The organism is Pseudomonas sp. NY15356, from assembly GCF_048068175.1.
GTDB lineage: Bacteria > Pseudomonadota > Gammaproteobacteria > Pseudomonadales > Pseudomonadaceae > Aquipseudomonas > Aquipseudomonas putida_K.
In genome coordinates, this window is the sequence record NZ_JBLUPW010000001.1 from 12,885 (window position 1) to 24,201 (window position 11,317).

Sequence of the window (11,317 nt, forward strand, 5' to 3'; positions counted from 1 at the left end):
GTGGCAAGGTTGATGCTGAAGGCCTGTCCAAGGAGGAGAGCCCATGTCCGCACCTACCACGTTCGACCTGCCGATCTCCGGCATGACCTGCGCCAGCTGTGCTGGCCGGGTCGAGCGCGCCCTGCGCAAGGTCACCGGCGCTGAACAGGTCAGCGTCAACCTCGCCACCGAACAGGCCCGGGTCCAGGCCCCGGCCGGCAGCCTGCCCGCCCTGGTCGATGCCGTCCGCGGGGCCGGCTACGGCGTCCCCACCCGCACTGTCGAACTGCAGATCGGCGGCATGACCTGCGCCAGCTGCGTGGGCCGTGTCGAACGCGCCCTGGGCAAGCTGCCGGGGGTCGAGCAGGTCAGCGTCAACCTGGCCAGCGAACGTGCCCACCTCGAAGTTCTGAAGGCGCTGGACGACAACCAGCTGATCGCGGCGGTGGAAAAAGCCGGCTACAGCGCCAGCCTGCCCAAGGCCGCCCGCGACGACCAGGCCGAGGCCCAGCGTCGCCTGCGCAACGAGCGCCTGGCGGTAGGCGTGGCGCTGCTGCTGGCCTTGCCGCTGGTGTTGCCGATGATTGTCCAGCCGTTCGGCTTGCACTGGATGCTGCCGGCCTGGGTGCAGTTCCTGCTGGCCACACCGGTGCAGTTCATCCTCGGTGCACGCTTCTACGTCGCCGCTTGGAAAGCCGTGCGCGCAGGCACCGGCAACATGGATTTGCTGGTCGCGTTGGGCACCAGCGCCGGCTACGGCCTGAGCCTGTATGAATGGGCCCGGGCATCGGCGGGCATGGCGCCGCACCTGTACTTCGAGGCCTCCGCCGTGGTCATCGCCCTGGTGCTGCTGGGCAAGTACTTGGAGAGCCGAGCCAAGCGCCAGACCGCCAGCGCCATCCGTGCCCTCGAGGCACTGCGCCCCGAGCGTGCCCTGCGCATGGTCGACGGCCGCGAGGAAGACGTTGCAATCAGCCAGCTGCGCCTGGGCGACCTGGTGCTGGTCAAACCCGGCGAACGCTTCCCGGTCGACGGTGAAGTGCTCGAGGGCAGCAGCCATGCCGACGAGGCACTGATCAGCGGGGAAAGCCTGCCTGTGCCCAAGCAGCCTGGCGATTCGGTCACCGGCGGCGCCATCAATGGCGAAGGTCGCCTGCTGGTGCGCACCCAGGCCCTGGGCACCGAGACCGTACTGGCCCGTATCATCCGCCTGGTCGAGGACGCCCAGGCGGCCAAGGCGCCCATTCAGAAACTGGTGGACCGGGTCAGCCAGGTGTTCGTCCCGGCGGTCTTGGTACTGGCCTTGGCCACGCTGTGCGGCTGGTGGCTGGCCGGCGCACCGCTTGAAACCGCGTTGATCAATGCCGTCGCCGTGCTGGTGATCGCTTGCCCTTGCGCACTCGGCCTGGCGACCCCGGCAGCGATCATGGCCGGTACCGGGGTCGCTGCCCGCCACGGCATCCTGATCAAGGACGCCGAAGCGCTGGAGCGTGCCCACGCCGTCAACCGGGTGGTCTTCGACAAGACCGGCACCCTCACCTCCGGCAGCCCGCGGGTCGTGCACAGCCAGGCAGTGGACGGGAACACGGGCGACCTGCATCGCCTCGCCGGAGCCTTGCAGCGCGGCAGCGAACACCCCTTGGCCAAAGCCGTGCTCGATGCTTGCGCAGAGCAGGGCCTGCTGGTGCCGCAGGTTGCCGACAGCCAGTCCCTCACCGGCCGAGGCATCGCCGGGCAAGTCGAGGGCCGTGAACTGGCCCTGGGCAACCGTCGCCTGCTCGACGAGAGCGGCGTGCAACCGGGCGAGCTGGCCCGCTGGGCACAAACCTGGGAAGCCGAAGGCCGCACCTTGTCGTGGCTGATCGAGCGCGCACCGCAACAGCGTGTGCTGGGCCTGTTCGCGTTCGGCGACAGCCTCAAACCCGGTGCCGATCACGCCATTGCCGCACTGCACGCACAGCACATCAGCAGCCACTTGCTGACCGGCGACAATCGCGGCAGCGCCCAGGTCGTGGCCCAGGCCCTGGGCATCGATGATGTGCATGCCGAAGTGCTCCCCGCCGACAAGGCCGCCACAGTGGCCGCACTCAAGCGCGACGGCGTGGTGGCCATGGTCGGCGACGGCATCAACGACGCTCCGGCGCTGGCCGCCGCCGATATCGGCATCGCCATGGGCTCGGGCACCGACGTGGCCATGCAGGCCGCCGGTATCACCCTGATGCGTGGCGACCCGCGCCTGGTACCAGCGGCGCTGGAGATCAGTCGCAAGACCTACGCCAAGATCCGCCAGAACCTGTTCTGGGCCTTCATCTACAACCTGATAGGCATCCCTCTGGCCGCCTTCGGCCTGCTCAACCCCGTGCTGGCCGGCGCCGCCATGGCCCTGTCCAGTGTCAGCGTGGTGAGCAATGCCCTATGGTTGAAAACCTGGAAACCCACCGACAATCGGCAGGAGCATCCATGAACATCGGCCAGGCCGCCCGCCGCAGCGGGCTCAGCACCAAGATGATCCGCTACTACGAGTCCATCGGCCTGCTCAAGCCGGCTCTGCGCAGCGACAGCGGCTACCGCCTTTACCAGGCGGACGACCTGCATACCCTGGCGTTCATCAAGCGCTCGCGCGATCTGGGCTTCTCCCTCGAGGAAGTGGCCCGGCTGCTGACCCTCTGGCAGGACCGCCAGCGCGCCAGCGCCGACGTGAAGGCGCTGGCCATGCAGCACATCGACGAGCTGAACCGGCGGATCGAGGAACTGGTCAGCCTGCGCGACACCCTGGGCGAACTGGTCGCCCACTGCCAGGGCGACGACCGGCCGGACTGCCCGATCCTCAAGGACCTGGCCAATGGCAAGGGGTGTTGCCATTGAGCAACTGTGAACCTGTGCCTCTGCCTTGAGTTGGCTGCACGGACCCTATCGCCGGCTTGCCGGCGATAGGGTCCGTGCAGGCGACAGAACAGATGGCTGGCATCACCAAACACGACCAGCCCCCCTCCAAACACGACTTCAGGCCACAAATACGGGGCCCCGGCCTATAAAAAAACCAACCGCTGCCGATCTACACATCACCTGCCTCTAGCAACGAACAAGAACAAGACCGGGAGCGTGGATGAACATCAAGCAGAAACTGACATGGGCCTTCGCCATCATCGCGGGCCTACCCATTGTCCTCGTCGCCGCGCTGGTGATGCTCAACCTGCGCAGCGAAGCCCGTGACGATTTCCTGGCCAATAGCAGCCGGGAAATCCGCCAGGTCAGCAACGCGATGCACCTTTTCTTCCAGGGCATCGAACAGAACGTGGACTACCTGGCCGCGCAACCGGTCATCGCTGCCACCGGTAGCAACCTGAACAAGTACCTGACCGCCACCCCGTCCCGCGAGCTGGGGGAACAGGACAAGCAGGTGTTCGATTTCATGGCCCGCTTGGCCGAAACCCACCCCAGCTATGCTTATATTTCCTACGGCGTAAGCGATGGTGGTTATGTCGGCTGGCCCAACGACGACACATTTGCCAACTATGACCCACGCCAGCGCCCCTGGTACCAGCTGGCAGTCGCCAACCCCGGCAAGACCTTGCGCACGGCTCCCTACTACTGGGCGTCCGGTGACGTGGTGCAGATCAGTGTCGTACGCGCCGTCGACAACAGCCTCGGCAGCCTGGCCGGCGTGGTCAGCATCGACGTGTCGCTCAATGGCCTGACCGACCTGCTCAAGCAGATAAAGCTGGGCGAAAGCGGCTACCTGATGTTGGTGGAAAACAACGGCAACGTGATCGTCGACCCTCGCGAGCCCAAGCATAACTTCAAGCAACTCGACAGTTTCGGCGAAGGCTACGCCGCACTGGCCAAGGCTGGAAAGGGGCTGGTCGAAGTGGAGCTGGGCGGCGAGCGTTACATGGCCAATGTCTACCCCGACGCCCAATCAGGCTGGACCTTCATCGGTTTGATCCGCCATGACGAAGTCATGCAGACCACTACCCACCTGAGCTGGTTGATCGGCTCCATCGCCCTGGCCCTGACCGTGATCTTCGCAGGGGTCGGCGCTGCATTCGCCAAAGTCATCGTACGCCCGATCAACAGCGTCAGCAGCGGCCTGGAGGACATCGCCCAGGGCGAGGGCGACCTGACCCGCAGCCTGGAGATCCGCGGGCGTGACGAAACCGCCCAGCTGGCCAGCTGGTTCAACCAGTTCCTCGGTGCCATTCGCAGCCTGATCCAGCACATCGGCACGGCCGCCGGGCAGATCCTGCATACCTCCAGCAGCTCGACCCGCGTTTCCGGCGACATGGCCGAAGCCGCCGGGCGCCAGCGCGAGGCGGTGGACATGGTTTCCACCGCCTTCCACGAAATGGTCGCCACCGCCAACGAAGTCGCCCGCTCGTGCAGCCAGGCGGCCGACTCAGCCGACAGCGGCCAGCAGCAGGCCCGCGAAGGCCAGCAGCAGATCGACGCGGCAGTGCAGAGCGTCGACCGCCTGAGCCAGGAAATCGAGCAGTCGGCCCTGTCGATCCAGCAACTCGAGCGCGACAGCAATGCTATCCAATCGATCCTGGGCACCATCCGCTCGATCGCCGAGCAAACCAACCTGCTGGCCCTCAACGCCGCCATCGAGGCGGCCCGCGCCGGAGAGCAAGGCCGCGGGTTCGCCGTGGTGGCTGACGAAGTGCGTGCCCTGGCCAAGCGCACCGCTGACTCCACAGCCGAGATCGACGGCCTGCTGGGCAACCTGGCCTCACGGACTGCCCAGGTTGCCGAGCAGATGCATGCCAGCCTGGAGGTCTCGCAACAGTCGGTCAGCCGCATCGGGCTGGCCCGTGACAGCTTCGGGCAGATCCGCGAGTCGGTGGACATCATCCGCGACATGAACACCCAGATCGCCACTGCAGCCGAGCAACAGCACCAGGTGGCCGAGGACATCAACCGGCATATCAGCCAGATACACGGCGACGCACAGCTGGTGGCCGAACTGGCCCAGGCCGCGCGCCAGGACTCCGAGAGCCTGGCGGGGCTGTCCAACGAGCTCGATGCCCTGGTGCGCAGGTTCCGCACCTGATTGGGTCCGACCATTGCAGCTTCGGTGCTGGCGAGATCGAGCGCCGCCCGCGCGGCGCATCGCGAGCTGCGCTCGCTCCTACGTTTGTTTCGGACCAACCCATCCTGTGGGATTTTCGCGCGGACGCCTTGGCGTATGACGCAAGATTGTGTTGTGCGAACCAAGCGGTCGCGCGCGCCTGTCACAGGCGTTACTGGCCGTAAACAAACGTAGGAGCGAGCGCAGCTCGCGATGCGCCGCGCGGGCGGCGCTCGATCTTCCAGCCGTCACCCGCCTCAAGCCGAGCTGCCCCTATCGCTCGACGATGACCGTAACCCCCTGCCCTCCCGCCGCGCAGATCGAGATCAGTCCCCGCCCCTTGCCTGCCTTGGCCAGCAACTTGGCCATGTTGGCCAGGATCCGCCCGCCGGTCGCCGCGAACGGATGTCCCGCGGCCAACGAGCTGCCTTTCACATTGAGCCTGCTGCGGTCGATGCTGCCCAGCGCCCCATCGAGTCCCAGGCGGTCACGGCAATAGGCCTCGTCTTCCCAGGCCTTGAGCGTGCACAACACCTGGGCGGCAAAGGCCTCATGGATCTCGTAGTAGTCGAAGTCCTGCAGGCTCAGGCCGTTGCGTGCCAACAGGCGTGGCACGGCGTACACCGGGGCCATCAGCAACCCCTCCTGCCCGGTGACGAAATCCACCGCGGCGGTTTCACCATCGACCAGGTAGGCCAATACAGGCAACCCACGGTCCTGGGCCCACCGCTCGCTGCCGAGCAGCACCAGTGAGGCGCCATCGGTCAGCGGCGTGGAATTGCCCGGCGTCAGGGTCCCCAGGCCGCTACGGTCGAATACCGGCTTGAGCCTGGCCAATTGCTCCAGGGTCAGGTCGGGGCGCAGGTTGTTGTCCCGGGTCAGTCCCAGGTAGGGAGTGAGCAGGTCGTCATGCCAGCCTTCATTGAACGATGCCTGCAGGTGCCGGTGGCTCAGCAGGGCCAGCTCGTCCTGCTCGATGCGCGCAATCTGCCAGGCCTGGGCCATGCGTTCGCAATGCTCCCCCATCGACAGCCCCGTGCGCGGCTCTTCGTTGCGCGGCAGCTCGGGCTTGAGGTGTTTCGGGCGCAGCTTGAGGAAGGGCTGCAGCCGCTGCATCAGGTGCTTGCCACGGTTGGCCCGCAGCAGGATGCGCCGCAGCCCTTCATTGATGGCGATCGGCGCGTCGGACGTGGTGTCTACGCCTCCGGCGATGCCGGAGTCGATCTGCCCGAGGGCGATCTTGTTGGCCACCAACAGCGCCGCCTCCAGGCCCGTGCCGCAGGCCTGCTGGACATCATAGGCCGGGGTTTGTGCCGACAGCCGCGAGCCAAGCACGCACTCACGGGTCAGGTTCATGTCCCGGGCATGCTTGAGCACCGCGCCGGCGGCCACCTCGCCCAGGCGCAGGCCATGCAGGCGATAGCGCTCAATGAGGCCCTCGAGCGCGGCGGTGAGCATCGCCTGGTTGCTGGTATTGGCGTAGGCGCCGTTGGAGCGTGCGAAAGGGATCCGGTTACCGCCCAGGATCGCGACCCGCCGAGGTGAAGCCATGCCCATCCTCCTCCTGAAACAATTTGATCCGTACAGCCTAGTACCGCGTTCGAACGACCCTGACATAAAGTTGGTCCACACTGCATGCTTGCCTTCAGGGAGACCCGCACATGAGCGATCGCTATCTCGGCTTTGCCAACTCCAACCTGGGCCGGCGCCTCGTCGATGCCCTGGGCCTGCCGCGCCCGGTGCCGCTGGAGCGCTGGCAGGCAGGCCGTCTGCGGCCGGTGGAGGGCGCCCTAGTGTTGGGCGGCGGGCCATTGGCCGCCAAGGTCGAGGCCATCGCCCCGTGCCTGACCGACACCCTCTACAGCTTCAATGGCGACGGCCTGCAAGCCCAACCCTGGGTCGCAGGCCTGGGCCCGAAGGTGAAAGCCGTGGTGTTCGACGCCAGTCACCTGTCCGACATCGACGCGCTGCGCCAGTTGCGTGAATTCTTCCAGCCGTTGTTGCGCAGCCTGGCACCGTGTGCCCATGTCGTCATCCTCGGCCGAGCCCCGGCAGGCCTCGACGCCCCCTTGGCCAGCGTGGCCCAGCGTGCCCTGGAAGGCTTCAGCCGCTCGCTGGGCAAGGAGCTGCGCGACGGGGCCACGGTGCAGCTGCTGTACGTCGACGAAGGCGCCGAAAATCAGCTCGAAGGCGCCTTGCGCTTCTTCCTGTCACCCCGCAGCGCATTCATTTCCGGCCAGGTGCTGCACCTGGCGCCCTGCGCTGCGCAGGTGCAAGACTGGACGCGCCCGCTGGCCGGGCGCCGGGCGTTGGTCACCGGCGCCGCCCGCGGCATCGGTGCGGCCATCGCCGAAACCCTGGCCCGCGATGGTGCCGAGGTGACCCTGCTGGACGTACCGGCGGCGCAGAACGACCTCGATGCTCTCGCCGCCCGCCTCGGTGGCCGCGCCCTGGCCCTGGACATCTGCGCAGCCGACGCCCCGGCGCAGCTGCTCGAGGCCTTGCCCGAGGGCATCGACATCGTGGTACATAACGCCGGCATCACCCGGGACAAGACCTTGCCCAACATGACGCCCGACTACTGGGACGCCGTCATGGCCGTCAACCTCAAGGCCCCCCAGGTTCTGACCCAGGCCCTGCTCGAAGCCGGCAAGCTGCACGACGCCGCCCGCATCACCCTGCTCGCCTCGGTCAGCGGCATCGCCGGCAACCGCGGCCAGGCCAACTACGCTGCCAGCAAGGCCGGCCTGATCGGCCTGGCCCAGGCCTGGGCGCCGAAGCTGGCCGAGCACGGCGGCACCATCAACGCCGTGGCGCCTGGCTTCATCGAGACACACATGACCGCCGCCATGCCCATGGGCCTGCGCGAAGCCGGGCGACGCCTGAGCTCCCTGGGCCAGGGCGGTATGCCGCAGGATGTTGCCGAGGCCGTGGCCTGGCTCAGCCAGCCCGGCACCGGCGCGGTCAACGGCCAGGTCCTGCGGGTCTGTGGCCAGGCACTGATGGGAGCATGACAATGACACGGCCATGGCATGATCTGCACAGCCCCGATTCGCGCACCCGCCTCTACCTGCGGGCTTTGGCCAAGCGCAAGATCAGCGGCGAACGCCTGCCCGAAGCCGGCCTGCGCTGCTTCCTGCGGGTACAGCCCGACAATTTGTCCGCTTACCGTCGGCTGTGCCACTACCCCGACCACGGCCGCCTGCCGCCGACCTATCCCCATGTCATGGCCTTCCCCCTGCAACTGCAGTTGCTCACCGCCCCGGACTTCCCCTTCCCACTCCTCGGCCTGGTGCACCTGTACAACGAAACCCAGGTCCATCGCCCGCTGGGCGGGGTCGATGGCCTGCGTTTCTCGGTCCATGCCGACAACCTGCGCCCGCACCCCAAGGGCGGCACCTTCGACCTGGTGACCGAAGCACAGGATGTGCTCGGCCCTCTGTGGCGTGAAACCAGCCGTATGCTGGTGCGCGGCCTGCATCTTGAAGGGCACGCCGAGGAAGAAGCAGACCTCGAGCCCGGCAACCTGCCCGAAGTTACGCGCTGGTACGCCGATGCTGACATCGGCCGGCGCTACGCCAAGGTCTGTGGCGACTACAACCCGATCCACCTCGGCGCGGCCAGCGCTCGGCTGTTCGGCTTCCCCATGGCCATCGCCCACGGCCTGTGGACCCAGGCCATGGCGATGGCCGCGCTGCAAGGCCACCTGCCCACCAGCGGCTACGTCTTCGAAGTGGATTTTCGCAAACCGGTGCGCCTGCCCTCGGAGGTGGTGCTCAGCGCCAGTGAGGCCGGCCCGGCAGGCGTGTTGCGCCTGGACAGCCATGGCGGCCTGCTGCACATGCTCGGCCAATGGCGCCCCCTCACCCCCCTGTAAAAGCAGGCCTGCTTTCGCGATCGGGCCGCGACGCGGCCCACGCCGCTTGCTTTGCCCCCACGCTCCCCCGAAGCTATACGCCATCAGGAGAGCCCCCATGAATCTGCAAGAACTGACCGACCGCCTGCACCAGATCCGCGACAACAACGACTGGCGCGGCTTTCACAGCCCGAAGAACCTGGCCATGGCCGCCAGTGTCGAGATGGCCGAACTGGTAGAGATCTTCCAATGGCTGAGCGAAGACCAGTCGCGCCAGCTTCCCCCGGAAGAACTCGCCCACGCCGGCCAGGAAATCGGCGATATCGTCCTGTACCTGTTGCTGCTGTGCAGCGAGCTGGGCCTGGACATGAACGAAGTGGTGCGTGCCAAGCTGGCCGACAGCGAGAGGCGCTTTGCCAAATGAACGACCGTCATTTCGATGAGCTGGCCACCCGCTTCGCCGAGAAGATCTACGGCGGGGCCAAGGGTGCGATCCGCCTGGCGGTGCTCCAGGCCGACCTCGCCGAAACGCTACCCGACCGCCCCCTGCGCGTGCTCGATATCGGCGCGGGCCTGGGCCATATGGCCCTGTGGTTGGCCGAACGAGGCCACCAGCTGACCCTGGCCGAACCGGCCGCGCCCATGCTCGAAGGCGCCCGCGCGCGCTTCGCCGAGGCCGGCCAGACGGCCACCTTCATCCAGGCCCCCTGGCAGGCGTTGCTCGGCCAGCTGACCGAACCGTTCGACGTGGTGCTGTGCCACGCTGTGCTCGAATGGCTGGCCGAGCCCGAGAGCATCCTGCCGGTGCTGCACCAGCTGACGGCCCCCGACGGCTGGTTGTCGCTGGCCTTCTACAACCGCGACGCGCTGGTCTACCGCAACCTGCTCAAGGGCCATTTCCGCAAGCTGCGCAGCAACCGCCTGGCAGGCGAAAAGCAGAGCCTGACCCCGCAAAAACCGCTTGATCCCCGGGCCCTCAAGGCGCAACTTGAACCCATGTGGCAGGTCGAAAGCGAAAGTGGCGTACGGGTGTTCCACGACTACATGCCCAAGGAATTCCAGGCCAAGGCCGAGCTGCTCGACTTACTGGAAATGGAACTGGCGCACCGCCGCCACCCCAGCTTCGCCGGCCTGGGCCGCTACCTGCACTGGATTTGTCGCCCGCATTGACACCGCTTGCCGGGAGGACCACATGCCGTACCCGCAACTGTGCCTGGTACTGTTCACCCTGACCCTGGCCGCATGCCAGGGCAGCAACCCCTATGTCGCCAGCAGCCGGCCGCTGCCACCAGCGCCGCCGCAGGCGGCGACCACGTTCGATGCCAGCGCCTACCCCGCCGCGCCACGCGACTATGGTCGCTATCGCAGCTGGAGCTGGCGCAACGGCCAATTGCCCCGCGCCAGCGCCAGCACCGACCCGGCACAACTGGCCGACGCCATCAGCGGCGCGCTCGATCAGCATGGCCTGCGCCCGGCCCGTGGTGCCAGCGGCGACCTGCTGGTCAGCGCCGATGTGCGCCTGGAACGACGCCTGCGCCAGGTGCGTGACTACGATTACTACGACCCCTACTACGGCCCGTACCCTTACGGTGGTGTCGGTTTTGGCGGTTACCACAATGGCTATGGTGCCTACGGCAGCGTGCCAGTGGTGCGCACCTACGAAGTGGAAGTGATGGTGGTGCGCATCGACCTGTTCGATGCCCGCAGCGGCCAGCCAGTGTGGAGCGCCAGTGCCGAAAGTGGCAGCGGCAAGGACTCGCCACGGGACCGTGAAGATGCCTTGCGCGAATCGGTGAGCAAGGCGCTCAGCGGCTATCCTCCCAGTTAGCTTTCAACGGAGAACCATCATGTTGCGCCGCCTCGCCCTCTTGTCTTTCACGTTGCTGCTCGCCGCCTGCGCCAACAACAATGTCACCCAAGACTTCGATGCCAGCCGCGATTTCGCCGCGTACCGCAGCTGGGCCTGGCAGGAGCCGGCCTTGCAGTACCGCCCGGACGACCCGCGGATCAAGAGCGACCTGACCGAGCAACGCATCCGCCAGGCCGTGGCCGGCCAGCTCGACCAGCGCGGCCTGCGCCCGGTGCAAGGCACTGCGCGGCCGGATGTGCGGGTGCGCACCTACCTGATCGTCGAAGACCGCCAGCAGCAGATCACCACCAATTATGGCGGCGCCTGGGGTGGTTACTGGGGCGGCTACTGGGGCGGGCCGATGTACAACGAAACCCGCAGCGTCGACTACAAGGTAGCGACCATCCAGGTGGACCTGTTCGACGGCCGCGACGGCAAGCTGGTCTGGCGCGGCAGTGCCGAGCAGATCATGAACAATTACCCGCCCAGCCCGCAGGAACGTAACACCGCGATCCAGAAGACCGTGGCGCAGGTGATGGCCAACTATCCTCCTCGCTGAGCTTAG

Annotated in this window: 10 protein-coding genes and 1 pseudogene; 10 read left to right on the plus strand and 1 reads right to left on the minus strand. The window is 66.8% G+C overall.

The features are described from left to right. Nucleotides 1-43: 43 nt before the first annotated feature. From ACNFCI_RS00070 to ACNFCI_RS00085, 4 genes and pseudogenes are all read left to right on the plus strand, one after another. Complete coding sequence (locus ACNFCI_RS00070; RefSeq protein ID WP_084858717.1) at nt 44-2,443, plus strand: heavy metal translocating P-type ATPase; 2,400 nt, start codon at nt 44-46, stop codon at nt 2,441-2,443. Further along, the gene (cueR, locus tag ACNFCI_RS00075) at nt 2,440-2,844 is read left to right on the plus strand and encodes a Cu(I)-responsive transcriptional regulator (protein ID WP_084858718.1); all 405 of its coding nucleotides are present in this window, start codon (nt 2,440-2,442) and stop codon (nt 2,842-2,844) included. Before ACNFCI_RS00070 ends, cueR begins: the two co-directional genes overlap by 4 nt. A 397-nt stretch (nt 2,845-3,241) precedes the next feature. Then, nucleotides 3,242-4,171, plus strand: a pseudogene (locus tag ACNFCI_RS00080) (cache domain-containing protein); the annotation flags it as partial. A gap of 129 nt (nt 4,172-4,300) precedes the next feature. Continuing rightward, nucleotides 4,301-5,029, plus strand: a complete 729-nt coding sequence (locus tag ACNFCI_RS00085; protein WP_416767353.1) for a methyl-accepting chemotaxis protein — start codon at nt 4,301-4,303, stop codon at nt 5,027-5,029. Nucleotides 5,030-5,320: 291 nt separating this feature from the next. On the opposite strand, the gene ACNFCI_RS00090 is transcribed toward ACNFCI_RS00085, so the two are convergent. Next, the gene (locus ACNFCI_RS00090; RefSeq protein WP_324818865.1) at nt 5,321-6,598 is read right to left on the minus strand and encodes an acetyl-CoA C-acetyltransferase; all 1,278 of its coding nucleotides are present in this window, start codon (nt 6,596-6,598) and stop codon (nt 5,321-5,323) included. A gap of 110 nt (nt 6,599-6,708) precedes the next feature. Here ACNFCI_RS00090 and ACNFCI_RS00095 point away from each other — a divergent pair, with 110 nt between their 5' ends. The 6 genes from ACNFCI_RS00095 to ACNFCI_RS00120 all read left to right on the plus strand — a co-directional run bounded on the left by ACNFCI_RS00095 (nt 6,709) and on the right by ACNFCI_RS00120 (nt 11,311). After that, nucleotides 6,709-8,061, plus strand: coding sequence for a 3-oxoacyl-ACP reductase (locus ACNFCI_RS00095; protein ID WP_084858721.1), 1,353 nt, complete (start codon nt 6,709-6,711; stop codon nt 8,059-8,061). A 2-nt stretch (nt 8,062-8,063) separates the two neighbouring features. Next, a complete protein-coding gene (locus ACNFCI_RS00100; RefSeq protein ID WP_368829885.1) occupies nt 8,064-8,924 on the plus strand; it encodes a MaoC family dehydratase in 861 nt (286 codons plus the stop codon). 97 nt (nt 8,925-9,021) lie between these two features. Next, nucleotides 9,022-9,327 (plus strand): MazG-like family protein, encoded by a 306-nt coding sequence (locus ACNFCI_RS00105; RefSeq protein WP_084858723.1) that lies wholly within the window; start codon nt 9,022-9,024, stop codon nt 9,325-9,327. Beyond that, nucleotides 9,324-10,073, plus strand: a complete 750-nt coding sequence (locus tag ACNFCI_RS00110) for a methyltransferase domain-containing protein (RefSeq protein WP_084858724.1) — start codon at nt 9,324-9,326, stop codon at nt 10,071-10,073. Before ACNFCI_RS00105 ends, ACNFCI_RS00110 begins: the two co-directional genes overlap by 4 nt. Nucleotides 10,074-10,095: 22 nt before the next feature. Next, complete coding sequence (locus tag ACNFCI_RS00115) at nt 10,096-10,731, plus strand: DUF4136 domain-containing protein (protein ID WP_084858725.1); 636 nt, start codon at nt 10,096-10,098, stop codon at nt 10,729-10,731. A gap of 19 nt (nt 10,732-10,750) precedes the next feature. Continuing rightward, nucleotides 10,751-11,311: a DUF4136 domain-containing protein gene (locus ACNFCI_RS00120; RefSeq protein ID WP_084858726.1), complete on the plus strand. Its 561-nt coding sequence runs from the start codon at nt 10,751-10,753 to the stop codon at nt 11,309-11,311. Nucleotides 11,312-11,317 lie beyond the last annotated feature (6 nt).

Bases quoted from the DNA above. Each gene is read 5' to 3' on its own strand.
- ACNFCI_RS00105 (WP_084858723.1), top strand. From the start codon at position 9,022: ATGAATCTGCAAGAACTGACCGACCGCCTGCACCAGATCCGCGACAAC.
- ACNFCI_RS00095 (WP_084858721.1), top strand. From the start codon at position 6,709: ATGAGCGATCGCTATCTCGGCTTTGCCAACTCCAACCTGGGCCGGCGC.
- ACNFCI_RS00070 (WP_084858717.1), top strand. From the start codon at position 44: ATGTCCGCACCTACCACGTTCGACCTGCCGATCTCCGGCATGACCTGC.
- ACNFCI_RS00120 (WP_084858726.1), top strand. From the start codon at position 10,751: ATGTTGCGCCGCCTCGCCCTCTTGTCTTTCACGTTGCTGCTCGCCGCC.
- cueR (WP_084858718.1), top strand. From the start codon at position 2,440: ATGAACATCGGCCAGGCCGCCCGCCGCAGCGGGCTCAGCACCAAGATG.
- ACNFCI_RS00115 (WP_084858725.1), top strand. From the start codon at position 10,096: ATGCCGTACCCGCAACTGTGCCTGGTACTGTTCACCCTGACCCTGGCC.
- ACNFCI_RS00090 (WP_324818865.1), bottom strand. From the start codon at position 6,598: ATGGCTTCACCTCGGCGGGTCGCGATCCTGGGCGGTAACCGGATCCCT.
- ACNFCI_RS00100 (WP_368829885.1), top strand. From the start codon at position 8,064: ATGACACGGCCATGGCATGATCTGCACAGCCCCGATTCGCGCACCCGC.
- ACNFCI_RS00110 (WP_084858724.1), top strand. From the start codon at position 9,324: ATGAACGACCGTCATTTCGATGAGCTGGCCACCCGCTTCGCCGAGAAG.
- ACNFCI_RS00085 (WP_416767353.1), top strand. From the start codon at position 4,301: ATGGTTTCCACCGCCTTCCACGAAATGGTCGCCACCGCCAACGAAGTC.